This is a genomic window from Micromonospora sp. WMMD712 (assembly GCF_029581295.1).
Lineage (GTDB): Bacteria > Actinomycetota > Actinomycetes > Mycobacteriales > Micromonosporaceae > Micromonospora > Micromonospora carbonacea.
Map to the genome: position 1 here is coordinate 5633208 of NZ_CP120743.1, position 23414 is coordinate 5656621.

Here is a 23414-nt window from a genome sequence, read left to right on the forward strand (position 1 = left end):
GCCGGTGGGTCAGGCGGGGCGGCAACGACAGAAACGACGGGTTCCACCGGGTCCAGCCGGTGTCGGGGACGAAGGAGGTGAGCGGCGACATGGATCGTGACGAGCCGACCGGAGCGTTGGTCCGTCCGTACGCCGTGACCCGCGGTCGTACCCGCCCCCGGCTGGACATCGCGTTGGAGGCGCTCGTCGAGACGACGGTGCGTGGTCGGGCCACTGCCGGTTCCAACGGCGGGCAGGGCCGGGAGCACCAGTACATCGCCGCGCTGTGCGACGGACGTGTGCAGTCGCTTGCCGAGATCGCGGCGCGGATGCAGCTCCCGCTCGGCGTGGCTAGGGTGCTCATCGCCGACATGGCGACCGACGGCCTGGTCGCGGTCCACGAGCCGACCATCCTGGACGACTCCGACGACGCGGTGGGCACTGAACTGCTGGAGAGGGTGCTGAGTGGACTTCGCAGGCTCTGACATGTCGCACCGCCCGCCCGTCCCGAGCGGGCGCGTGACGTCGGCGAAGATCGTTATCGCCGGTGGTTTCGGCGTCGGCAAGACGACGCTGGTCGGCTCGGTCTCGGAGATCACGCCGCTGACCACCGAGGCGATCATGACCTCTGCCGGCGTGGGCGTCGACGACACCCGGCAGGTGCCGGGGAAGACGACGACCACGGTGGCGATGGACTTCGGCCGTATCTCGATCGACCGGGACCTGATCCTTTACCTGTTCGGCACCCCCGGCCAGACCCGGTTCTGGTTCATGTGGGACGAGCTGGTCCGGGGCGCCATCGGCGCGGTGGTCCTGGTCGACACCCGGCGGCTGGCCGACTGCTTCGCGGCCATCGACTTCTTCGAGCACCGGCGGCTGCCCTACCTGGTGGCCATCAACTGCTTCGACGGGATGCAGTACCACGACCCACAGGACGTCCGGGACGCGCTCGCGATCTCGCACGAGGTGCCGGTGGTGGCCTGCGACGCCCGTAACCGGGAGTCGACGAAGCACGTGCTGATCTCGCTTGTCGAGTACGTGCTCACGATGCGCCGCTCGCGCGCGGTCGCGCCGGCCTGATCGACGACGGGACGCGCCCGACGACCGGCACTCCGCCGGGTCGTCGGGCGCTTCCGGCTGTCCGGGGCCGGGCCGCGACCCGTTGCCGTTGGTGGCGGGCGCCTGCTCGCCGCCGTCGGCCGGCACAGGCCCGGCTGGGTCGGGATCGCCCGCGCCGGAACCCGTGGCCCTACGCCTCCCATGATGCGCCCCGGCTGCCGTCACACCCTCCCCAGGGGACGCTCTCGCCGCCCCTGAGGGACGTCAGGCCGCCGCGGGGTATCGGGAGTCCACCCGGGAGCTCTCCGCCGCCGTGGGGCCGTGTACGCCGGCCCGCCCCGGTGGATCCCGCTCCACGCGGAGCCGGGGCGGCACGGCCGCCCCGGCGGGATGGTCAGGAGCGGTAGCCGGCGGAGCGGTACTCGTATTCCCGGTCGTCGTCGCGGTCGCCGGTGTCCCGGGTGAAGTCCCAGCCGCCGGCCGCCTCACGGCCCGGTCGGCCGCCGACGGCGAAGCCGCCGATCTCCTGCCCGCGACGCCAGCCCCGGAAGTAGCCGGTGGTGTTCTCGGCGAGGCTGGCCGCGTCGCGGACTATCCGCAGGGGACGCTCCTCGCGCAGGGGCGAGCCGGGCACCAGGTTGGCCTGCGGCACCCGCTTGGGCAGCCCGGCCTTGGTCTCGGCACCCACCGCCGGGCGGGCGGCCTGCTCGGCGGCCTGCCACCCGGTGTCGGCGGTGCTCGACCAGTCCAGGTCGGCCTCGTCGTCGTGACCGACGAACCAGGCCGACTTGGCGGCGGCGAAGATCAGCAGGTCGCCGTCCCCCTCGTCGGATACCGGCGGGGTGCGCCGCTCCATGGGGGCGGACCGGGGCGGCTGGGGCGGGCCCGAGCGGTGCTCCATGGCGGGCCGCTGCTCCGCCGGGCCGCGTTGGGCGAGCGGGGACCGGTGCTCCATCGCCGGCCGCTCGGGGCGGGGCTCCGGGGCGGGACGGTCGGCGCGGGACGCCTCGCCCCGGTCGACCAACCGCAGCGGCGGGGGCTCCAGGCGCGGGTCCGCCGGGCCCGACCCTTCCCGCAGCGCCCGGTCGGCCAGCGGCGGCGGCTCGACCAGCCGCAGCATCGGCGGCTCCTGGGGCAGGTCGTCGGCGAGCCACGGCGGGGTGACCCGGCCCTCGGCCGCCGGAACCACCTCGGTCGGCGCGTCGATCTGCCGCTTCGCCCGCTCCTCGAAGGGGCGTACGACCGGGTTGTTCGGTGAGCTGTCGGCGGGGTCCTCGGGGTTGTTGACCAGCGGCCAGTTCGCCCGCGAGCCGGGGGGCGCCGACTCCTGGCCGGGGCGCGGGGCCGGCAGCGGGACGCTCAGGTCGGTGGCGCTGAAGCCACCGGTGGGCGGCGGCGCGGACTCGCCCGTCGTCTTGGGCCGGGGCGGGATGATGGTGCGCTGCCGCTCGGCCCGCGCGTTCTGGATCGCGGCCGTGGTCAGCGTGGGCCGGAACGGCTCACCGGCCTCCGCCGGCGGCACGGATCCGCGCTCGCGCTGGCTCGGCGCGATCGGGGTGATGCCCGGCGGCGGGGGCGGCGGGGCGGAGACCGGCCGGTTGGTCGGGCCGTCGATCAGGCGACGCGGCTCGGGCGCGGAACCGGGCGGGCCGTCGATCAGGCGACGCGGCTCCGGCGACGGCGGGCCGTCCATCAGTCGACGCGGCTCGGCCGGCGGCGGGCCGTCGACCAGCCGGCGCGGCTCCGGCGACGGCGGACCGTCCATCAGGCGGCGCGGCTCGGGCGACGGCGGGCCGGAGACGGGCGGGGTGGCCGACGCGGCCGGGACGACCGGGCGCGGCGCGATCGGCGGCGGAGCGACGGGCTCCGGCGCGACCGGCGGCGGGCCGAGCGGGCGGGGCTGGGCGGGCAGGCCGCTGCCGGGCACCGGCTCGGGCCGGCTGCGCCGCCCGGCGACGGGCTCGGGCTCGGTGGGCCGCAGCGCACGCAGGCCGGAGCCGGGGAGCTCGGCGATCGGCTCGCCCCGGCGGGCGGCGGCCCGGCGACCCGACGGCGGAGCGGGGGTGGTGACCCGGGCGTCGAGCGCGCCGACCAGGGCCTCGCAGCCCGCGTCGCACGCCCGCACCGAGGCGACCGCCTGGCGGACGGTCTCCGCCACGGCGGAGGTGAGCGCCCGGCTGACCGCCGCGCGGCGCGGGGTCTCGGCGATGGCGACCCGTAGCGCGGTCACCGCATCGTTGATCTTGCCTTCGTCGGCCACCCCGTCGGCCGCGAGATGGGCGGCGATGGCGTCCGCCGCCACCGACACCTCTCGACCCCGGGCGATCGTCCCGCCCAGCATGCCGGGCTCGGGCAGGGCGTCCAGCACGGCCAGGGCGACCGGCTCGGCCGGGTCCGGGTACGCGCGCAGGGCGGCCGGGTAGAGCTCCCGCAGCACCTCGCGCAGCGCCACGGCGGCGGAGTGCCGGCCGCTGGCGAGCGCGGCGTGCGCCGAGAGGACCTGCTTGTAGCCGGCGAGGTCCCGGGGCGCCGGCAGCGTGACCGCCGACAGCGCGCCTGCCTGGAGGGCCCGGGCCAGCCCGACCGCCCGACGCTCGGCCGGCGGGGACTGCATCTCCTCCAGCGAGTCGTCGTCGGCGAACCGCTCGGCGAAGTCGTCGACGGAGTCGTCGTCCGCGATGGCCAGGGGACGCCCGGCGGCGCTCAGCAGCGAGGTGACCGTGTGGTCGTCGCTGTCGGCGGCGATCGCGGCCCCGCTCGGCCCGCCCGACCGCTCCACGAGCAGCGCGACCAGCTGGGCGTAGCCGGCCGGGTCGTCGCCGATCTCGCAGACATGGAGCAGCCGACCTGCGTCGTCGACCACAGCGGACGTCAGCGTCGAACCGGCCGAGGCCGGTCGGTCGGCCGGATCCGCCGAGGCCAGACCGCAGTACACGCGCACGAGCGCCACGGCGTCGTCCTCCTCCCGGGACTGAGGTCTTTCTCTGCCAGAGACTGATGCTCCCTGGAACGCGTCAGTCGCGCCAGTCCACGACCGCAGAGATCTTGCCGACAATGGTGCGCCACCCGAGACTCGCCGTCTGCGCGCCGATCTTCTTGAGCCGACGCCGACCGAGGAAGCCCCCGATCCCGCCGTTCGCGGTGGCCCGCAGGGCTTCGTCCAGGTCGTCGAGGCTGGAGCCGGCGGAGAGCATGTCCAGCACCGCGGGCAGCCGCAGCGCGTACGCGATGTCCCGGGCCACCTCGCCGGCCTCGATCAGCAGGGTCGAGTCCCAGGTGTCGTGCCCGCCCCGCAGGTTCTCCACGACCAGGTCGAGCTCGTAGGTGTCCTCGTCGAGCGGGACGATGTCGGCCGGTTCCACCCGTTCGGACAGTTCATTCCAGCTGTCCAGTTGAGACATGTCGTTGGGTGCGCCGGACCTGACGAAGCTGACGAGCGACTCGGGCGTCTTGAACAGCAGCAACTTGCCCCGGTGGCTGAGGAAGACCGGCACCTCCTCGTCGCCCGCCTCGTCCTCGTCCTCGTCCGGCTCCTCCGTCGCCTCGGCGTCGGCGTCGCCGTCGCCGTCTGCGGTGTCGTCGGCGGCGGCCTTCTTGCGACGGCGGGACTTCCCGTCCGCCTCCTCGGCCTCCTCGGCGTCGGCCTCGGCGAACTCGGCGGCCAGTTCCTCGTCGAGGATGACGACCTCGTCGTCGTCCTCGTCGTCGGTCTCGACCGCCTGCCTGCGGGCCAGGAATGGGTCGTCCTGGTCGCGCTCGGCGACGTCGGTCGGGGTCAGCTCCCGTGCCGGTCGGTACGCCCGCAGCGTGAAGCCGGTGCCAGCGGGCAGGGCGATCTCGACCGGGTCGATCCGCAGCTCGTCCCAGAGCGCGCGGTCGGCTTCGCGCGCCGACGGGCGCTCGGCGTCCTCCTCGACCTCGTCGAGGGTGCCGTCGGTCTCGTCGAGCTCGGGCTCGTCGGCGTCGGGCCGTTGGGGCGACTGGCGGGCCACGCTGACCTCCGTGTGCTTCGGGCTGCCCACCCGGCGGCGTCTCCGGCCGCCGAGTGACTCTGGGCACATACCCTAGTGTGCGACTCCGGGAGGCCGGTGCCCGCACCCCGGTGCCGGTCCGCGTGGCTCCCAAGTGGCAGGTGCCTATGCGCGGGTCGCCGTGCTCTCGCCGCGCCCCCGCCGTGCTCTCGCCGGGGAACGGGCCGACTGGCGGAAGTCCCGCGCGACCGCCGGCAGTTCCTCGGCAACACCCCGCTGGTGCTGCGGGCCCGACCTGTCCCACCATCCTCCGCGCCTGCCCTGCCATCCCCCGTACCTGCCCTGCGCCCCTCGTGCCTGTCCCGCGCTCCCCACCCGCCGCACTCCAGTCACCCTTAGTGACGGTCGGCGGCGGTTGCCGTCGAGAGGACGTGTCTTGCTCTGCGTGACGGTCGATGGGACTCGACCGGGATGACTTTTTCCACCCCCTTTGCTCTGCACCCATTCGCGCAACACCTGGCCGGGCCGCGCGGATGGGAACCGGGTGTGCCGCTTCGGGTCCCGCACGCGGTCACCCTGCGTCAACCATTGCGTATTCGGGTGCAGAGCAAAGGAGGGAGTGGACGTGGGTGCGTCGGGCGGTCCCGGTTGCGATGGGTGACGAACGGGCGCGCGGGACGCCGGCGCGCCCGGGGAATCCCGGAGTCGGCTCAGGGGCGGGGCGTCAGCGCCAGGTAACCGCGCTCGGCCGCCTCCTGGAGCAGCCACTGGTCCCGGTACCAGCCCGGCGCGGCGACCAGCTCGTCGTGCCGGCCGCGCTGGACCACCCGGCCGGCGTCGAGCACCACGATCTCGTCGAGGCCGGCGAGCCCGCTGAGCCGGTGGCTGATCAGCAGCACCGAGTGCCCGGCGGGGGTCGCCGCGAGCGCCGAGGCGAGCACCGCGTCGGCGGCGGCCGGGTCGAGCCCTTCGGTCGGCTCGTCGAGCACCAGCACCCCGGGCGCGGCGAGCAGCGCCCGGGCCAGCGCGAGGCGCTGCCGCTGGCCGCCGGAGAGCTGACCGCCCTCCTCGCCGACCACCGTGTCCCAGCCGGCCGGCTGGGCGCGTACCCAGTCCAGCAGCCCGGCCGCCCGGGTCGCGGCGGTCAGCGCCGCCTCGTCGGCGGCGGGCCGGCCGAGCAGCAGGTTCTCCCGGACCGTGGCGTGGAAGACGTACGCCTCGGCGAGCAGGCCGCCGACGGCCCGGGGCAGCTCCTCTTCCGGGTACGCCGACAGGTCGGCCCCGTCGAGGGTGACCCGGCCCTCCGCCGGGTGCACCGTGCCGGTGAGGACGGCGGCGAGGGTGCTCTTGCCGGCGCCGCTCGGCCCGACCACGGCGATCCGGCGGCCGGCCGGCAGGTCGAGGGTGAACCGGTCGAGGGCCGGGGCGGCACCGGCCCGGTACCGCACGGTGACCTCGTCGAAGCGCACGTCGTGCGGGGCCGGGCCGATGGCGGTGGCACCGGCGGCCGGAGCGGCCCCGCCGTCCCCGGTGCGGGCGGCCCCGCTCCCGCCGGTGCCCGCTCCGCCGGCCGTGGCCCCGCTCCCGCCGGCACCCGCACCGCCGGCCGTGGCTCCGGTCCCGGCGGCGCCGGCCCCGCCGGCTCCGCCGGTCTCCGGGGCGGTCAGCAGGGCGGCCACCCGGACCAGCCCGGCCCGCAGCTGGGTGCGCTGCCGGGCGGCTCCGACCAGCGCGAGCGCCACCTCGACGGCAGCCAGCGAACCCACCGCGAGCACGCCGACCAGCACCCCGCCGACGCCGCCGCGCAGCGCGGTGACCACCACCGTGCCGGCGGTCGCCCCGGCGATCAGCACGCCGGCGGCGTCCACGGCGAAGCCGGTCGCGGCGAGCCGCCGTTCCAGCCGGGCCAGCCGGCGGGCCCGGTCGTCGGCGGCGGCCAGCGCGTGCCCGGCCGCCCCGAACGCGGCCAGGTCGGCCGCGCCGTGGGTGAGGTCCACGGCGTCCGTGGCGAGCGCGCCGCGCAGCGGAGCCACCTGGTCGGCGGCGTGCCGGGTCAGCGCGGTGGCCGCGAGCGGCAGGGCCACCCCGGCGACGAGCAGGCCCAGCGCCAGCACCCCGGCGGCGGGGAGCGACACGACGGCGGCCCCGGCCACGGCCAGCACGCCGACCGTCGCCGCGGCGGCCCCCGGGACGAGCACCCGCAGCAGCAGGTCCTGCACGGCCTCCACGTCGGACACGAGCCGGCTCAGCGCGTCCCCGGTGCGTTGCCGGGCGGCGTCGCGCCGGGCGGCCAGGGCGGCGAAGACCCCGGCCCGGACGTCGGTGATCATCCGCAGCACGGCGTCGTGGCCGGCGAGGCGCTCGGTGTAGCGGAACACGCCCCGGCTGATCGCCAGCGCCCGCACCGCGACGATGGCCACGGTGAGCCGGTCCAGCGGCGGCCGGCCGGCGGCGCTCATCAGCAGCCAGGTGGCGGTGGCCATCAGGGCCAACCCGGCGAACTCGGTGGCGGCGGCGAGCAGCCCCGCGCCGACCAGCCGGCCCAGGTACGGCCGGGCCAGCCGCAGCACGGCCCGCTCGGCGGCCCGGGCGTCCCCGCCGGTGCTCATCGGGCCGCCTCCTCTCCGGTCGGCGCGGCGGCCACCCCCGCGCCGGGACCGCAAGCCGCTGCCCCGGAAGCCGCCGAGTCGGCAACTGTTGCGCCGGGAACCGCCGGGCCGGGAGCCGCTGCGCCGGGGGTCAGCTCGGTGACCCGGCCGTCGTCGATCCGCAGGATCCGGTCGGCGTCGGCGAGCAGCGCCGGGCGGTGGGCCACCAGCAGGGCGGTCCGCCCGGCGACGAGCCGACGGGTGGCGGCCAGCACCCCGGCCTCGCTGGCGGTGTCCAGCCGCGCGGTCGGTTCGTCCAGCAGCACCACCGGTGCGTCCCGCAGGAACGCCCGCGCCAGCGCGACCCGCTGCCGTTGGCCGCTGGACAGGCCGTGCCCGCGCTCGCCGAGCACGGTGTCGAGCCCGTCGGGCAGGGCGGCGACCACCTCGTCCAGCGCGGCGGCGGTGACCGCGTCGGCGAGCGCGGCGGCGGGCGTGCCGGGGGCGCCGAGCCGGATGTTGTCGGCGAGCGGGGCGGCGAAGAGATGGGCCCGTTGCGGCACCCAGGCGACCTGACGCCGCCAGCCGTCGGGGTCCGCGCCGGCCAGGTCGACGCCGCCGACGGTGACCCGCCCGGACGTCGGGGCGACGAAGCCGAGCAGCAGGTTGAGCAGGGTGCTCTTGCCCGCCCCGCTCGGCCCGACGATCGCGATCCGCTCGCCGGGCCGGATCGTCAGCGTGACGTCCCGCAGCGCCACGGTCCGCTCGTACGCGACGGTCACGCCCTCGAACCGGATCTCGCCGCGCCCGTCGGGGGCGGGCCGCGCCCCGGCGGGCGTCGCGGCGGCCGTGGGCCCGGCGGGGGCGCCCGGGTCGGTGGCGGAGAGGGTCAGCGCCTCGTCCAGCGCGGTGAGCCCCTCCATGCTGGCGTGGAACCGGCTGCCGGCCGCCCGCAGCGGGAGGTACGCCTCCGGGGTGAGCAGCAGCACCAGCAGCGCGGTGGCGAGCGTGATCCCGCCGCCGAGCAGCCGGATGCCGACCGGCACCGCCACCAGCGCCACCGACAGCGTGGCGACCAGCTCCAGCACCAGCGCGGACAGGAACGCGATGCGCAGCGTCCGCATCGTCGCTGCCCGGTGCCCGTCGGCCATCCGGCGGACCACCTCGACCTGGCTGCGGGCCCGGCCGAACGCGCGCAGCGTGGGCAGCCCGGCGACCATGTCGAGGAAGTGCCCGCCCAGCGTCGACAGCCGCCGCCACTGCCGCTCGGTGGCGGCCTGCGCCTGCCAGCCGAGCAGCGCGCCGAAGACCGGGATCAGCGGCAGGGTCAGCGCGATGATGACGGCCGAGCCCCAGTCGGCGAAGGTGATCCGGGCCAGCACGGCCACCGGCACGGTGACGCTGAGCACGAGCTGCGGCAGGTAGCCGGTGAAGTACGCGTCCAGGGCGTCCAGCCCGCGCCCGGCCAGCGTGGCGAGCTGCCCGGCCCGCTGCCCGGCTACCCAGCCGGGCCCGTGCCGGCCGACGGCGGCGAGCAGGTCGGCCCGCAGCGCGGCCTTGACCGTCGCGGCGGCCCGCGCCGCCACCGTGCCCTGCGCCCAGGCGACCAGCGCCCGGCCGGCCACGGCGGCCAGGAACCCGGCGAGCGCCGGCCGGGCCAGCCGCCCGTCGAGCGCGCTGGCCAGCACCGTGGCGAGGGCGGTGGCCTGCCCCACGACCAGCAGCGCCGTCAGCCCGCCGAGGACCGCGAGCACGGCGAGGTCGCGTCGGGCCGCGGGGACCCGACGCAGCAGACGCGGGTCGAAGGGACGGCGGTTCACCGGTACACCGGTGTCCTGCCGTCGGTCCGTCCCCGGAACACCCACCAGCACATCGCCTGGAAGCCTAGTAGGGCCGGCAGGAACGGCAGCGCCAGGAGGTCGTTGATCATGTCGGCGTCGTGGCGGTGTCCCGGCCGCCGGATCCCGCCAGCCCGCCGACCTGATCTGCCGCTGCTCGCTGACATGATCAACGGGAGCGGCGATTCAGCTCAGGAAGAGGGAGACCGGCAGCGCGACCAGGTTGGCCGCCACCGTCAGCGCGGCGGCCCCGAGCAGCCGGGGCGGCCGGTCGGCGACCAGCAGCCGCTGGACGCGTACGTCCAGGTCCCGGTCGCCGAGCCCGAGCGTGCCGGCCGGGGTGATCCGGTGGCCGGCCGCCGCGAACCGGCGCAGCGCCCCCGCCAGGGGCGCCTCGGCGTGCACCTCGCGGGCCTTGTCGTCGGCGCGCATCTCGACCAGCAGCGCGACCCGCTCGTGCGCGTCGCGCACCCAGCGGAACCAGGGCAGCGCCCGGCACAGCGCGGTGAACGGCAGCAGCACGAGGTCGTGCCGCTCCTGCGCGTGCGCCCGCTCGTGGGTCAGCACCGCCGCCAACTCGGCCCGGTCGAGCATGCTCAGTGCCCCGGCGCTGACCACCACCCGGGGCCGCACGCCCGGCAGGCAGTAGGCCGCCGCGCCCGGGTGGTCCAGCACCAGCGCCCCGGGCACCTCCGGGTCCCGCCGGGCCACCAGGGCGAGCAGGTCCCGGTGCCGCCGCTGGGCCCGGACGGTGGCCTGCACGCTGCGTACCGTCGTGGCGAGCAGCACCGCCCCGATGCCGAAGCCGACCCCGACGAGGCCGAGGTGGACCGCGCCGAGCCCGGCCGGCAGGGTGCCGTGGGCCAGGTCGTCGGCCAGGGCGAGCAGCGCGCCTCCGGTGGGCCGTTCGTACGGGGCCACGCCGAGCGCCATCGGCAGGCCCATCGCGGAGAGCCCCAGCGCCAGCCCGACCGCCTGCCAGCAGACGATCGCCACCCGGGGGGCCCGCCACGTCCAGGTCGACGCCGCCAGGACCTGCGCCGTCAGGTAGCAGGCCAGGACCGCCCCGGCGAAGTGCACGGCGTACGCCATGACGCCGGCCCTACCGGTCCGTCGCCTCGTCGGCGAGGGCGGGCTGCCCGGCCCGGTCGGCCCGTGGGGCGTCGACCCGGTCGGCCAGCGGTCCCGCCCCGGCGCGCTCGGCCGGCGGGGCGGCCGCCTCGGTGCCGAGGGCGGCGCGCAGCACCTCGGCCTCGGTGCCGGTCACCGACCGGGCGAAGCGCACCAGCGCGGCGTCCCGGCTGCCGCCGAGGTCCAGGGCGTCGAGCATGAGCTGGGCGATGTGCGCCTCGCGGCTGGCCGCGGCCTGGTAGCGCCAGGCCCGCCCCTCCCGCTGGCGGCGCACCATGCCCTTGCCGGCGAGCCGGTCCAGCACGGTCATCACCGTGGTGTACGCCAGCTCGCGGCCGTCGAGGGCCTCGGCGACCTCGCGCACGGTCGCCCCGTCCGACGTGCCCGGGACGGTGTCCCACAGCACGTCCATCACCGCCCGCTCAAGATCACCCAGCCGCGTCACGCATGAATCCTACCCCCCGTAGTAGACCCCTCCCAGAGGCGGGACACGTGAGCCGCAACCCTCACGCGGCTCGGCCCAGGTCAGGTTTTCGGGGGGAGCCCGCCCGCGGAGGGATCAAGCCTGACCGCCCGGAGCGGGCGGGCTCCCCCCGAAAACCCACAAGCTAGACCCCCTTCGGATGCCACACCGTCTTCGTCTCCAGCAGCGCCGTCATCCGCGTGACGCCCGGGTCGGCGTGCCAGTCGTGGTCGGCCGCGGCCGGCCGGAGCACCCGCTTCAGGTTCTCCGCCGCCTTGACCTCCAGGTCGGCGGCGAGCGCCGCGTCGGCCACCCCGGTCAGGTCGATCGCGTTGACGTCCATGTGCGCGGCCAGCGTCGGCACGGTCTCGGTGAGCGCGCCGGTGAGGACGTTCACCACCCCGCCCGGCAGGTCGGAGGTGGCCAGCACCTCGGCCAGGGTCACCGCCGCCAGCGGCTCGGTCGGGGAGGCCGCCACCACCACCGTGTTGCCGGTGACGATCGCCGGGGCGATCACGCTGACCAGGCCGAGCAGCGCCGGGGCCGCCGGGGCCACCACGGCCACCACGCCCGTCGGCTCGGGCGCGGACAGGTTGAAGTACGGCCCGGCGACCGGGTTCGCGCCGCCGTAGACCTGGGGGAGCTTGTCGGACCAGCCCGCGTACCAGACCCAGCGGTCGATCGCCGCGTCGACCTCGTCGCCCGGCACGCCCAGCGCCACGAACTGCTCGCGGCGGCCCTCCAGCATCTCGGCGACCCGGTAGAGGATCTGACCCCGGTTGTACGCGGTCGCCCCGGCCCACCCCTTAACGGCGGCGCGGGCGGCGACGACGGCGTCCCGGGCGTCCTTGCGGGAGGCCAGCGACACGTTGGAGTCCTGCACGAGATACGACCGTCCCGACTCGCTGCGCGGGAACTTCCCGCCGATGAAGAGCTTGTACGTCTTGCGCACCGCGACCCGCTCAGACATCGAGGTACCCCTCCAGCCCGTGCCGGCCGCCCTCGCGACCGTAGCCCGACTCCTTGTAGCCCCCGAACGGCGAGGTCGGGTCGAACTTGTTGAACGTGTTGGCCCACACCACCCCGGCGCGCAGCCGGTCGGCCAGCCACAGGATCCGGGAACCCTTGTCGGTCCAGATCCCGGCCGACAGCCCGTACGGCGTGTTGTTGGCCTTCTCGACGGCCTCGGCCGGGGTGCGGAACGTCAGCACGGACAGCACCGGGCCGAAGATCTCCTCCCGGGCGACCCGGTGCGCCTGGGTGACCCCCGTGAAGATCGTCGGCGCGAACCAGAACCCGCGCTCGGGCAGCTCGCACGGCGGCGACCAGCGCTGCGCCCCCTCGGCCGCGCCCGCGTCGGACAGCTCGCGGATGCGGGCGAGCTGCTCGGCCGAGTTGATCGCGCCGATGTCGGTGTTCTTGTCCAGCGGGTCGCCGACCCGCAGCAGCGCCATCCGGCGCTTCAGCGACTCCAGCACCTGCTCGGCGACCGACTCCTGCACCAGCAGCCGCGACCCGGCGCAGCACACGTGCCCCTGGTTGAAGAAGATGCCGTTGACGATCCCCTCGACCGCCTGGTCGACCGGCGCGTCGTCGAAGACGATGTTCGCGGCCTTGCCGCCCAGCTCCAGGGTCACCTTCTTGCGGGTGCCCGCGACGGACCGGGCGATGGCCTTGCCCACCTCGGTCGAGCCGGTGAACGCGACCTTGTCCACGCCCGGGTGCTCCACCAGCGCCCGGCCGGTGTCGCCCGCGCCGGTGACGATGTTGACCACGCCGGCCGGCAGGTCGGCCTGCTGGCAGATCTCGGCGAACAGCAGCGCGGTCAGCGGGGTGGTCTCCGCCGGCTTGAGCACCACCGTGTTGCCGGCGGCCAGCGCCGGGGCGATCTTCCAGGCCAGCATGAGCAGCGGGAAGTTCCACGGGATGACCTGCGCGGCCACGCCCAGCGGCCGGGGGCTCGGGCCGAACCCGGCGTGCGCCAGCTTGTCGGCCCAGCCCGCGTAGTAGAAGAAGTGCGCGGCGACCAGCGGCAGGTCGACGTCCCGGGACTCCCGGATCGGCTTGCCGTTGTCGAGGGACTCCAGCACGGCCAGCTCGCGGGAGCGCTCCTGGATGATCCGGGCGATCCGGAACAGGTACTTGGCCCGGTCCCGGCCCGGCATCGGGCCCCACACCTTCTCGTACGCGGTACGGGCGGCGCGGACCGCGCGGTCCACCTCGGCCCCGCCGGCCCAGACGACCTCGGCGAGCACCTCCTCGGTGGCCGGGTTGACCGTCTTGTGGAGGTCCTCGCCGGCGACGAACTCGCCGTCGATGAACAGGCCGTAGGACGGCCTGAGGTCGACGATCGCACGCGACTCGGGCGCGGGGGCGTATTCGAAGATCACGCTCAGTCCAGGGTGAAGTAGTCGGGACCGGAGTAGACGCCGGTCGTCAGCTTGGTGCGCTGCATGAGCAGGTCGTTGAGCAGGCTGGACGCACCGAAGCGGAACCAGTCCGGGTCCAGCCAGTCGCCGCCGACGGTCTCGTTGACCAGGACCAGGTACTTGATCGCGTCCTTGGTGGTCTTGATCCCGCCGGCCGGCTTCACGCCGACCTGCCGCCCGGTGGCGGCACGGAAGTCGCGGACCGCCTCCAGCATCACCAGGGTCACCGGCAGGGTCGCCGCGACCGGCACCTTGCCCGTGGAGGTCTTGATGAAGTCGCCGCCGGCCAGCATCGCCAGCCAGGACGCCCGGCGCACGTTGTCGTAGGTGGCCAGCTCGCCGGTCTCCAGGATCACCTTCAGGTGGGCGTCCCCGCACGCCTGCTTGGTGGCCACGATCTCGTCGTAGACCTCCCGGTAGCGCCCCGCCAGGAACGCGCCCCGGTTGATCACCATGTCGATCTCGTCCGCGCCGGCCGCCACGGCGGCCCGGGTGTCGGCGAGCTTGACCTCCAGCGGGGCCTGGCCCGACGGGAAGGCGGTCGCCACGCTGGCCAGGTGCACGCCGCTGCCCCGCAGCACCTCGGCCACGTGCGGCACCATCGCGGGGTAGACGCAGACCGCGCCGACGTGCGGGCAGGACGGGTCGGCCGGGTCGGGGCGCAGCGCCTTGGCCGCGAGCGCCCGCACCTTGCCGGGGGTGTCGGCCCCTTCGAGGGTGGTCAGGTCGACCATCCGGATGGCCAGGTCGATCGCCTGGGCCTTGGCCGTGGTCTTGATGGAGCGGGTGCCGAGCTGGGCCGCCCGCTGCTCCGCGCCGACCTGGTCCACGCCCGGCAGGCCGTGCAGGAAGGTCCGCAGAGCGGTCTCGGATCGTCCCAGCTCGGAGAGATCCGACCGGGCCGACGTCGCTGTCGCCGTCATGCCGGGAAGTCTACGCACCCGCGCGCCCCGTGATCTTGGTCACGTGATCGCCCCGCCGGTCATGGAGGCGCCCCGTCGGCCGTGGAGGTGAGCGGCGTCGCTCCCCGTGTCCCGGGACCCGACCGACCGGTAGGTTGACCGATCGTGGACGTACACGTCATCGATCACCCGCTCGCCCAGTCGCGGCTGACCGCCATGCGGGACGCGCGCACCGACTCCTCCTCCTTCCGGGCCGCGCTGCACGAGCTGACCACCATGCTCGTGTACGAGGCCGCCCGCTCCTTCCCCGTCGAGAAGTACCCGGTGCAGACCCCCGTCACCGGTGCCGAGGGCACCCGGCTGGCCAACCCGCCGCTGCTCGTGCCCGTGCTGCGGGCCGGCCTCGGCATGGCCGACGCCGCGCTCGGCCTGCTCCCCGAGTCGTCCATGGGCTTCGTCGGCCTCGCCCGCGACGAGGAGACGTACGAGCCGCGCGCCTACATGGAGTCGCTGCCCCGCGACCTCGCCGGCCTGCCCGTCCTCGTCCTCGACCCGATGCTCGCCACCGGCGGCTCCCTGGAGCACTGCTGCCGGCTGCTCGCCGACCGGGGCTGCACCGACATCACCGTGCTCTGCGTGCTCGCCGCGCCCGTCGGCATCCGGCGGCTGGAGGAGTCCGGTCTGCCGCTGCGCCTGGTCACCGCCTCGATCGACGAGGGTCTCAACGACAGGATGTTCATCGTCCCGGGCCTCGGCGACGCGGGCGACCGCCAGTTCGGCGGCATGCCCCGCTTCTGAGGTGCAAGGAAGGGCCCCCTATTAACGCTTACGGTATAGAAGGGTCCCCTTCTCACCCGGGCGGCTGGCGCGGGGCGAGCCGGCTCGTCAGGTGGGTGCGCTCGGCGGGGCGAGTTGGGGCGCGCGGGGGTGCGCTCAGGCGCTACCGTCTCGGGCCATGACTGGTGTTGCGCTGGCCGAGGAGTTGCTGCTCCTCGCGTACGACGATGAATCCGGCAAGGCGACCATGCCGCGGATCAGCCTCGACCTCGGGATGGCCGCCGCCGTGCTGATCGAGCTGGCCCTCGCCGGCCGGGTCGCGTACGCCGACGGGAACCTGGTGGTCACGGACCCCGCGCCCACCGGCGAGCCGATCCTCGACGAGGTCCTGGGCCGGATGGCCGCCGACACCCCGCACAGCCCGTCGTCGTGGGTGCAGCGGCTGCGGCACGGCCTGCGCGACCGGATCCTCGGCGACCTGGTCGCCCGGGGCGTGGTGCGCGACGTCGAGGAGACGGAGCTGGGCTTCATCCACGTGCACCGCTACCCGACGGCGGACGCCACGGTGGAGGAGGACACCCGGCGGCGGCTCGCCGAGGCGCTGGCCGGCGGGCAGCTCCCCGACGAGGCGACGGCGGCGCTGGCCACCCTGGTCGCGGTGCTGCGGATGGAGCCGGCGCTCGGCCTGACCGGCGACGCCGCCGTCGACGCCCGGCGGCGGCTGGAGGAGATCGCGGGCGGGGCCGGCTTCTCCGGCACCGTCAGCCTGGACGACTCGGTGGTGCGCCCCTCGGTGGCCCTGGTCGTCACCGCCCTGGGTCAGGCGGTCGACGCCGCCCTCGGCAAGCGCGCCTGAGGCGGCGACCGCTGAAACGGCGGCCTCTCAGGCGGCGGCGCTGGGGCGGCGGGCCCCTGGAACAGCGGCCCTGGGGCGGCGACCCCGGTAACGGCGGCCCTGAGGCGGCTCCAGGGGCGACGGCCCGTGAGCCGGCGCGCCTGAGGCGGCATCCCGAGGGGCGAGGGACCGTCAGGGAGCGAGGCGGTCGGCCTTGACCCCGGCGACGAAGGCGGACCAGGCGGCGGGCGGGACGGTGAGGGCCGGCCCGCCCGGGTCCTTGCTGTCGCGGATGCCGACGATGCCGGCGAGGTTGTCGGCGACCTCGACGCAGTCGCCGCCGTTGGTGCCGCTGCGGGTGCTGGTGCGCCAGCGGGCGTCGGTCAGGTCACTCATAGCACTCTCCCCGGATGGCATCGATCAGCTCCGCTGATTGTCCCTCGCCGAGGGCGAGGGAATCCAGGCCGGACCAGACCCGTTCGTACGCGGCGATCTCCGCCGGCTGGTCGAGGTAGAGCGCGCCGGTGAGCCCCTCGACGTAGACGGTCGGCGGCTCGGTCGGCGCGCCGAGCGCCGAGAGCGGGAAGTCGAGCAGCACGAACGTGCCGGCCTCGGCGGCCAACGGCGGCCCGGCGGCCAGCGGCAGCACCCGGACGGTGATGTTGTGCCGCTCGCCGACGGCCAGCAGGTGCCGGAGCTGGTCGGCCATCACCGCCCGGCCCGGCACCGGGCGGCGCAGCACCGCCTCGCTGAGGATCACCGTCAGCTGACGTGGGCGCTCTCGCGGAGCTGGGTGAGCAGCCTGCCGAGCTGCCGTCGCGGCACGGTCGAGCCGTGTGTTTCACGCACCGTGCAACACCTTTCCGCCGGAGATGCAACACCCGGACACCGCATTTGCAACGTCGAAGGAATCGAATGCCAAAGGCGTCGGGAAATGGTGGGAGCTGATGTGCCGATGCTAGTGAGTCGAACCGTTGGTAAGCAAGGGATCACGCCGGGTTGGTGTGTGCGGTCTCGGCGCCGGCGCTGCCCGCCGCCGTGATCCGTGCAGCCAGCGGGCCCGGCGGGGCGGCACGGGCACACCGCCCGCGCGGCCCCTCCGCCCCCGTCGAACACGCGGCGCGCCAGACCGATCCCATTCGAGAATGGCCGGCTGTCCGGCGGCCTCCCGCCGTCTCAGAGGTAAGAAGGGAACCCTTCTATACCGTAGGCGTTAATAGGGGGCCCTTCCTTGCACCAGGGCGGCGATTTCCGTGCGGAGGGCCGCCAGCGCCGCCGCCGCGCGGCTGCGCGCCGCCGGCACGTCGCCGTCCGCGACCGGCTCCACCACCTCCAGGTACGCCTTCAGCTTCGGCTCGGTGCCCGACGGGCGGATCACCACCCGGGCCGCCTCGTTGCGCAGGATCACCACGTCCGCCTCGGGGAGCAGGTCCCGCGCCTCGGTCACCGGCTGCCCGAGCAGCGTCGTCGGGGTGGCCGCCCGCACCCGGGCCATCGTGTCGGCGATGATCCGCAGGTCGTCGACCCGCACCGAGAGCTGGTCGGTGTGGTGCACGCCGAACTCGGCGGCCAGCTCGTCGAGCCGGTCGGTGAGGGTGCGCCCCTGCGCCTTCAGGCCGGCGGCCAGCTCGGCGACGGTCAGCGCGGCGGTGATGCCGTCCTTGTCGCGTACGTGTTCCGGGGCGACGCAGTAGCCCAGCGCCTCCTCGTAGCCGTACACGAGCGGGGCGGAGCCGCCGCCGGCCCGGACGATCCACTTGAACCCGGTGAGCGTCTCGTCGTAGGGCAGGCCCCGGGCGGCGCACATGGCCCGCAGCAGGGACGACGACACGATGGTGGTGGCGTAGAGGCCCTGCACGCCCCGGCGCATGAGATGGTCGGCGAGCAGCACGCCCACCTCGTCGCCGCGCAGCATCCGCCAGCCGCCGGACCCGTTCGCGCCCGCCGGGCCGGCGACGCCCGCCGCGCCCGCAGCACCCGACGCAGCCGTCGCACCCCCGTCGCGGACGGCCACCGCGCAGCGGTCCGCGTCGGGGTCGTTGGCGATGGCCAGGTCCGCGTCGGTGCGCCGGGCGAGGCCGACGAGGCGGTCGATGGCCCCCGGCTCCTCCGGGTTGGGGAAGCTGACGGTCGGGAAGTCCGGGTCCGGCACCGCCTGCTCGGGCACCACGCCGGGGATGCCGAAGCCGGCGCGGGCGAAGGCCGCGGTCAGCACGGCCGCGCCGACGCCGTGCAGCGGCGTGTAGGCCACCTTCAGCCGTCGGGCCCCCGCCGGGTCGACCACAGCGGCGGCCCGGTCGACGTACGAGACGACGACGTCGTCGCCGACGACCTGCCCGGCCGGGCCCAGCGGCACGTCGGCGAGGGGGCCGACCGCCCGGATGGCGGCCTCGATGCCGGCGTCGGCGGGCGGCACGATCTGCGCCCCCGCGCCCAGCTCGCCGCCGAGCTGCGCGCCGAGGTAGACCTTGTAGCCGTTGTCCTGCGGCGGGTTGTGGCTGGCGGTCACCATCACGCCGGCCGCCGCGTCGAGCTGCCGCACCGCGTACGCGAGCACGGGGGTGGGCAGCGGGCGGGGCAGCAGCAGCGCGGCGCGGCCCGCGCCGGTGGCGACCTGGGCGGTGCGCTCGGCGAACTCCCGCGAGCCGTGCCGGGCGTCGTACCCGATGACCAGCGGGCCGGTGGCGTCCTGGGCGGCGAGCCAGGCGACGAGCCCGGCCGCGGCCTGGGTGACGACGGCCAGGTTCATCCCGTTGGGGCCGGCGCGCAGCGGGCCGCGCAGCCCGGCGGTGCCGAAGGTCAGCGGCCCGGCGAACCGGTCGGCCAGCTCGGGCGCGCTCGCCGGCAGCCCGTCGAGCACCGCCTGGAGCTCGTCGCGGGTGGCCGGATCGGGGTCGTCGTCGAGCCACCGCCGGGCCTGGTCGCGAAGGTCGTCGAGGTCGCGCGCGCCGTCGCGGTCGCGCGTCTCGTCAAGGTCAGTGGGTTCCGCCGCCATGGCTCTTGATAGCACGGCGGCGGATCACCACGTCACGTCGGCCCGGCCGGGCCGGTGTCGCGCCGGCCCGAGCCGACCGGCGTCGGGTCGCCCGGCCGGGGTCAGTTGCTCCCGCCGCCGAGCTTGAACGACGCCACCATCTGATCGAAGATCGGCTTGCTCTCGGCGAACCGGGCGTCGGTCGAGGAGAGGTAGAACGAGTAGACCTTGCCCTCGTGCACCACCCCGCGCCACACGCCGTGCCGCTTGGTGTCGCCCTCGCCGCACGTGTATTCGAACTCCGCCGCCGCCTTGCCGTCGAGCTCCTGCTCGGTCATCGACACCTGGTTGTACGGCTTCTGGCAGGAGGCCGACCGGCTGCGCAGGCCGTTCGCGGCGGACTCGGCCCAGCGCATCGACGAGGTGCTCCACCGTTCGGAGAGGATGCGCACCTTGCGGCCGTTGTCCTCCGGGTCGACGTAGTCGACCCACACGGCCCCGTCGGCGCTGCGGCGCTCCCAGCCCTTCGGCACCTGCACGGTGACGCCCTTGGCCGACTGCTCCTGCATCTCCACCCCGGGCCCGGCGGGCGCGCCCACGCTCGGCTGCCCCTGCGGGGTGGCCGGCGGCTCCGGGTCGTCGCCGGTGAAGGCGAACACGGCGACCAGCAGCAGCACGGCGAGGCCGCCGGCCGCGGCGAGCTGCACCTTGCGCGGCCAGCCCTTGACGGTGGCGACGAGGCGGCCGGCCGCTCCGCCGCCGGTGGCCGGGGCGGGCGCGCCGGCGGCCGGGGTGGCCCACGGCTGGCCGGTGCCGGGCACCGACCACTGGCCGCCGCCGTATGCCCCGCCGCCGACGCGCTGGGTGGCGTCGGGGGAGCCGCCGAAGCCGGGGACCGGCTGGGTGGCGTCGGGCTGGCTGCCGTAGGTGACCCGCTGCGTCGCCTCCGGCCGGGGCCCGAACGGCACCTGCTGCGTCGCGTCGGGCGAGCCGCCGCCGAAGCCGGGCACCTGCTGGGTGGCGTCGGCCGCACCGCCGCCGAAGCCGGGGACCCGCTGCGTCGCGTCGGGCGAGCCGCCCTGGGGCACGCGCTGGGTGGCGTCGGCGGGGCCGCCGTACGTCATCCGCTGGGTGGCCTCCGGCGCGGCGTTGCCCGCGTCGACCCGCTGGGTCGCCTCCGCCGGGCCGCCGTACGTGCGGCCGGCCGGCGGCGGCGGGGGCGGCGCGGTCATCGCCCCGGTGGGGGTGTGCAGCGGGCCGGCGAGCGCGTCGGCGCTGGTGTCGTCCAGCGCGGCGGCGCTCGCGGCGGCGGCGGTCTTCTTCTTGCCCTTCTCGCCCCGGCGCAGCTCGGCCAGCCGGTCGGTCAGCGACTCGCCGGGGGCGAGCATCGCCCGGCCGCCGATCTGCCCGCTGGGCTTCGGCTCCTCGGCGGGCGGCGGCGCGACGACGGGCGGGCGCGGCTTGACCGGCACCACCGCGTACGGGTCGGTGACCGAGTTGACCGCGGTGGCGGTGCTGGTCAGCGGGCCGGCGAGCAGCTCGCGCAGCATCGCGCGGGAGGTGTGCACGTCGAGGCGGCGGGCCGGGTCCTTCTCCAGCAGCCCCATCAGCACCCGGGTCAGCGGGCCGCTGCGCTGCGGCGTGGCCGGCGGGTCCTCGACCACGGCGTGCATGGTCTCGATCGGGTCGCCCTTGTCGAACGGGGGCCGGCCCTCCACCGCCGTGTAGAGGGTCACGCCCAGGGAGAACAGGTCGCTCGGCGGCCCGAAGTCCTGGCCCATGGCCCGCTCGGGCGAGATGAAGTGCGGCGAGCCGAGCACCATCCCCGGTGTGGTGAGCTGCACGTCGGTGGGGAGCTTGGCCACGCCGAAGTCGGTGAGCACGCACCGGCCGTCGGTGCAGATCAGCACGTTGGCCGGCTTGACGTCGCGGTGCAGCACCCCGCTCGCGTGGGCCACCTCCAGCGCGCCGAGCAGGGCGATGCCGATCTTGGCGACCGCGCGGGGGGCCACCGGCCCGTCCTCGATCACCATGTCGGCGAGGCTGCGGGCGTCCAGCAGCTCCATCACGATCCAGGGGCGGCCACCCTCGGTGACCACGTCGTAGACCTGGACGACGGCCGGGTGCTGGATGGCCGCCGCCGCGCGGGCCTCGCGCAGCGTGCGTTCGTACATGGCGTCGCGGTCGCTCGGGGCCAGGCCCGGCGGGAGGACGACCTCCTTCACCGCCACGTCGCGCCGCAACAGCGTGTCTGTGGCACGCCAGACCGTGCCCATGCCGCCGTTGCCCACCGCGGACCGGAGCGAGTATCGGTCACCGATGGTGGTGCCGGCTGCCGCACGTCCGTGGGGTGGGCTGACTGGTCCGCCGCTCCACGTCGGGATCTGAGTCACAGAAAAGCCACCGGGGGAAATCGAGGGGGCTGGGACACAACACCCCTATCTTGCTGGTTCCGACGCCCGATGCGAAACCCGACGCGACGGACGTTTACCGAACCGGACCCTACGTGGCCAGGTGTTCACCCCTCGGGGGCGCCGGGAAAGACAGGGGTCCGGTGTGCGGAATCCCTCACCCTCCGGCGCGGCGGCACGTCCTACCATCCGGGGATGAGCGAACCGCGGTCGAGCGAGTCCGGCTTCCCGATCAAGGGCGTCTACACCCAGGCGGACCTGCCGGAGGACCTGCCCGACCGGCTGGGCGGGCCGGGGGAGTTCCCGTACACCCGTGGGGTCTACTCCACCATGTACACCTCCCGACCGTGGACCATGCGACAGTACGCCGGCTTCGGCACCGCCACCGAGAGCAACGCGCGCTACCACCAGCTCCTGCGCGCCGGCACCATGGGCCTGTCCGTCGCGTTCGACCTGCCCACCCAGATGGGGTACGACTCGGACGACCCGATCGCCCACGGCGAGGTCGGCAAGGTCGGGGTCGCCATCGACTCGATCGAGGACATGCGGCTGCTGTTCGCCGGCATCCCGCTGGACAAGGTCTCCACCTCGATGACGATCAACGCGCCGGGGTCGGTGCTGCTCCTGCTCTACCAGCTTGTCGCCGAGGAGGCCGGGGTGCCGGGCACGGCGCTCAACGGCACCATCCAGAACGACATCCTGAAGGAGTACATCGCCCGGGGGACGTACATCTTCCCGCCGAAGCCGTCGCTGCGGCTGGTCGCCGACACGTTCGCCTACTGCCGGGCGGAGGTGCCGAAGTGGAACACGATCTCCATCTCCGGCTACCACATGGCCGAGGCCGGCGCGACGCCCGCGCAGGAGATCGCGTTCACCCTGGCCAACGGCATCGAGTACGTCCGGGCGGCGCTCGCCGCCGGGCTGGCCGTGGACGACTTCGCGCCCCGGCTGTCGTTCTTCTTCGTCGCCCGCACCACCCTGCTGGAGGAGGTCGCGAAGTTCCGCGCCGCCCGGCGGATCTGGGCCCGGCTGATGCGCGACGAGTTCGGCGCGAAGAACCCGAAGTCGATGATGCTGCGGTTCCACACCCAGACGGCGGGCGTGCAGCTCACCGCCCAGCAGCCCGAGGTGAACCTGGTCCGGGTGGCGATCCAGGGGCTCGGCGCGGTGCTCGGCGGCACCCAGTCGCTGCACACGAACAGCTTCGACGAGGCCATCGCGCTGCCCACCGAGAAGGCCGCCCGGCTGGCGCTGCGCACCCAGCAGGTCCTCGCGTACGAGACGGACCTGACCGCCACCGTCGACCCGTTCGCCGGGTCGTACGTGGTGGAGGCGATGACCGCCGAGATCGAGGCGGCCGCGGTGGAGCTGATGGAGCGGGTGGCCGACCACGGCTCGGTGGTCGACGCCATCGAGGCGGGCTTCCAGAAGCGGGAGATCGAGCAGTCGGCGTACCGGATCGCCCAGGAGATCGACTCGGGCGAGCGGGTAGTGGTGGGGCTCAACCGGTTCGCGGTCGACGCCGACGAGCCGTACGAGCCGCTGCGGGTGGACCCGACGATCGAGGCGGCCCAGGCCGAGCGGCTGGCGAAGCTGCGGGTCGAGCGGGACGACGCCGCCGTCGAGCGGGCGTTGGGCGAGCTGCGCGCCGCCGCCGAGGGCACGGCCAACGTGCTGCACCCGATGAAGGAGGCGCTGCGGTCGCGGGCCACGGTCGGCGAGGTCTGCGGCACCCTGCGCCAGGTCTGGGGCACCTACCGCCCCAGCGACCGGTTCTGACCCACCCCTGAATCCGTCGGTTGAGGGGTCGCAAAGCGTAACCGGGCGGGTCTAGGGTCGCCGGTGTGAGCCCAGCCGGGGCGGCCCCGGCGTGTGTCCGCCAGGGGCCGTGGGTAACCCGTCCGGGTGAACGGGACGGACAGCGTGTGTGAGAGCACGCCGGCCCGTCGTGTCACCGTCGGGAGTCGCCCGGCCGCCGAGCGCGGTCGGTTAGTTGTCTGAGCGGCGGTGAGCCGAAGCGACTAATGCGACAATTCGGTAGCGACGGCCCCGGATCG

18 protein-coding genes are annotated in these 23414 nt (G+C 75.2%); 5 read left to right on the forward strand and 13 right to left on the reverse strand.

The window, feature by feature from the left end:
* Positions 1 to 89 precede the first annotated feature (89 nt).
* Both O7633_RS24630 and O7633_RS24635 read left to right on the forward strand, forming a co-directional pair.
* Positions 90 to 464 carry a DUF742 domain-containing protein gene (locus O7633_RS24630; protein WP_074476809.1) on the forward strand — a complete coding sequence of 125 codons (375 nt, stop codon included), beginning with the start codon at positions 90 to 92 and terminating at the stop codon, positions 462 to 464.
* 1 nt (position 465) lies between these two features.
* Entirely contained in the window at positions 466 to 1059 is a 594-nt protein-coding gene (locus O7633_RS24635; protein ID WP_043961834.1) for an ATP/GTP-binding protein, read from the forward strand.
* A gap of 373 nt (positions 1060 to 1432) precedes the next feature.
* On the opposite strand, the gene O7633_RS24640 is transcribed toward O7633_RS24635, so the two are convergent.
* The 9 genes from O7633_RS24640 to deoC all read right to left on the reverse strand — a co-directional run bounded on the left by O7633_RS24640 (position 1433) and on the right by deoC (position 14381).
* Entirely contained in the window at positions 1433 to 3988 is a 2556-nt protein-coding gene (locus tag O7633_RS24640; RefSeq protein WP_282324078.1) for a transposase, read from the reverse strand.
* A 64-nt stretch (positions 3989 to 4052) separates the two neighbouring features.
* Entirely contained in the window at positions 4053 to 5060 is a 1008-nt protein-coding gene (locus tag O7633_RS24645; RefSeq protein ID WP_282324079.1) for a DNA primase, read from the reverse strand.
* A 659-nt stretch (positions 5061 to 5719) separates the two neighbouring features.
* The gene (gene cydC / locus O7633_RS24650) at positions 5720 to 7618 is read right to left on the reverse strand and encodes a thiol reductant ABC exporter subunit CydC (protein ID WP_282324080.1); all 1899 of its coding nucleotides are present in this window, start codon (positions 7616 to 7618) and stop codon (positions 5720 to 5722) included.
* Complete coding sequence (gene cydD / locus O7633_RS24655; RefSeq protein WP_282324081.1) at positions 7615 to 9417, reverse strand: thiol reductant ABC exporter subunit CydD; 1803 nt, start codon at positions 9415 to 9417, stop codon at positions 7615 to 7617. Before cydD ends, cydC begins: the two co-directional genes overlap by 4 nt.
* A gap of 204 nt (positions 9418 to 9621) precedes the next feature.
* Positions 9622 to 10527 carry a M56 family metallopeptidase gene (locus tag O7633_RS24660; protein ID WP_278131945.1) on the reverse strand — a complete coding sequence of 302 codons (906 nt, stop codon included), beginning with the start codon at positions 10525 to 10527 and terminating at the stop codon, positions 9622 to 9624.
* 10 nt (positions 10528 to 10537) lie between these two features.
* Positions 10538 to 11011: a BlaI/MecI/CopY family transcriptional regulator gene (locus tag O7633_RS24665; protein ID WP_282324082.1), complete on the reverse strand. Its 474-nt coding sequence runs from the start codon at positions 11009 to 11011 to the stop codon at positions 10538 to 10540.
* 163 nt (positions 11012 to 11174) lie between these two features.
* Positions 11175 to 11999: an aldehyde dehydrogenase family protein gene (locus O7633_RS24670; RefSeq protein ID WP_282324083.1), complete on the reverse strand. Its 825-nt coding sequence runs from the start codon at positions 11997 to 11999 to the stop codon at positions 11175 to 11177.
* Positions 11992 to 13416 (reverse strand): aldehyde dehydrogenase family protein, encoded by a 1425-nt coding sequence (locus tag O7633_RS24675; protein WP_282328636.1) that lies wholly within the window; start codon positions 13414 to 13416, stop codon positions 11992 to 11994. Before O7633_RS24675 ends, O7633_RS24670 begins: the two co-directional genes overlap by 8 nt.
* 5 nt (positions 13417 to 13421) lie before the next feature.
* Positions 13422 to 14381, reverse strand: coding sequence for a deoxyribose-phosphate aldolase (deoC, locus tag O7633_RS24680; protein ID WP_282324084.1), 960 nt, complete (start codon positions 14379 to 14381; stop codon positions 13422 to 13424).
* 144 nt (positions 14382 to 14525) lie between these two features.
* On the opposite strand from deoC, the gene upp reads away from it, so the two are divergent.
* A complete protein-coding gene (upp, locus tag O7633_RS24685) occupies positions 14526 to 15158 on the forward strand; it encodes a uracil phosphoribosyltransferase (protein WP_282324085.1) in 633 nt (210 codons plus the stop codon).
* Positions 15159 to 15315: 157 nt separating this feature from the next.
* A complete protein-coding gene (locus O7633_RS24690; RefSeq protein WP_282324086.1) occupies positions 15316 to 15993 on the forward strand; it encodes a GPP34 family phosphoprotein in 678 nt (225 codons plus the stop codon).
* 171 nt (positions 15994 to 16164) lie between these two features.
* Here the strand turns inward: O7633_RS24690 and O7633_RS24695 are convergent, their stop codons facing one another.
* From O7633_RS24695 to O7633_RS24710, 4 genes are all read right to left on the reverse strand, one after another.
* Positions 16165 to 16368: a DUF397 domain-containing protein gene (locus O7633_RS24695; RefSeq protein WP_282324087.1), complete on the reverse strand. Its 204-nt coding sequence runs from the start codon at positions 16366 to 16368 to the stop codon at positions 16165 to 16167.
* On the reverse strand, positions 16361 to 16732 hold the full coding sequence (locus O7633_RS24700; RefSeq protein ID WP_282324088.1) for a DUF5753 domain-containing protein: 372 nt from the start codon (positions 16730 to 16732) through the stop codon (positions 16361 to 16363). The genes O7633_RS24695 and O7633_RS24700 overlap by 8 nt, the downstream gene beginning before the upstream one ends.
* A 453-nt stretch (positions 16733 to 17185) precedes the next feature.
* Positions 17186 to 18967, reverse strand: coding sequence for a phospho-sugar mutase (locus tag O7633_RS24705; RefSeq protein WP_282324089.1), 1782 nt, complete (start codon positions 18965 to 18967; stop codon positions 17186 to 17188).
* A gap of 101 nt (positions 18968 to 19068) precedes the next feature.
* Complete coding sequence (locus O7633_RS24710) at positions 19069 to 21339, reverse strand: protein kinase (RefSeq protein ID WP_282324090.1); 2271 nt, start codon at positions 21337 to 21339, stop codon at positions 19069 to 19071.
* 213 nt (positions 21340 to 21552) lie between these two features.
* Here O7633_RS24710 and O7633_RS24715 point away from each other — a divergent pair, with 213 nt between their 5' ends.
* Positions 21553 to 23136: a methylmalonyl-CoA mutase family protein gene (locus O7633_RS24715; protein ID WP_282324091.1), complete on the forward strand. Its 1584-nt coding sequence runs from the start codon at positions 21553 to 21555 to the stop codon at positions 23134 to 23136.
* Positions 23137 to 23414 lie beyond the last annotated feature (278 nt).

Bases quoted from the DNA above. Each gene is read 5' to 3' on its own strand.
- O7633_RS24630 (WP_074476809.1), top strand. From the start codon at position 90: ATGGATCGTGACGAGCCGACCGGAGCGTTGGTCCGTCCGTACGCCGTG.
- O7633_RS24635 (WP_043961834.1), top strand. From the start codon at position 466: ATGTCGCACCGCCCGCCCGTCCCGAGCGGGCGCGTGACGTCGGCGAAG.
- cydC (WP_282324080.1), bottom strand. From the start codon at position 7,618: ATGAGCACCGGCGGGGACGCCCGGGCCGCCGAGCGGGCCGTGCTGCGG.
- O7633_RS24660 (WP_278131945.1), bottom strand. From the start codon at position 10,527: ATGGCGTACGCCGTGCACTTCGCCGGGGCGGTCCTGGCCTGCTACCTG.
- O7633_RS24670 (WP_282324083.1), bottom strand. From the start codon at position 11,999: ATGTCTGAGCGGGTCGCGGTGCGCAAGACGTACAAGCTCTTCATCGGC.
- deoC (WP_282324084.1), bottom strand. From the start codon at position 14,381: ATGACGGCGACAGCGACGTCGGCCCGGTCGGATCTCTCCGAGCTGGGA.
- O7633_RS24690 (WP_282324086.1), top strand. From the start codon at position 15,316: ATGACTGGTGTTGCGCTGGCCGAGGAGTTGCTGCTCCTCGCGTACGAC.
- O7633_RS24695 (WP_282324087.1), bottom strand. From the start codon at position 16,368: ATGAGTGACCTGACCGACGCCCGCTGGCGCACCAGCACCCGCAGCGGC.
- O7633_RS24705 (WP_282324089.1), bottom strand. From the start codon at position 18,967: ATGGCGGCGGAACCCACTGACCTTGACGAGACGCGCGACCGCGACGGC.
- O7633_RS24715 (WP_282324091.1), top strand. From the start codon at position 21,553: ATGAGCGAACCGCGGTCGAGCGAGTCCGGCTTCCCGATCAAGGGCGTC.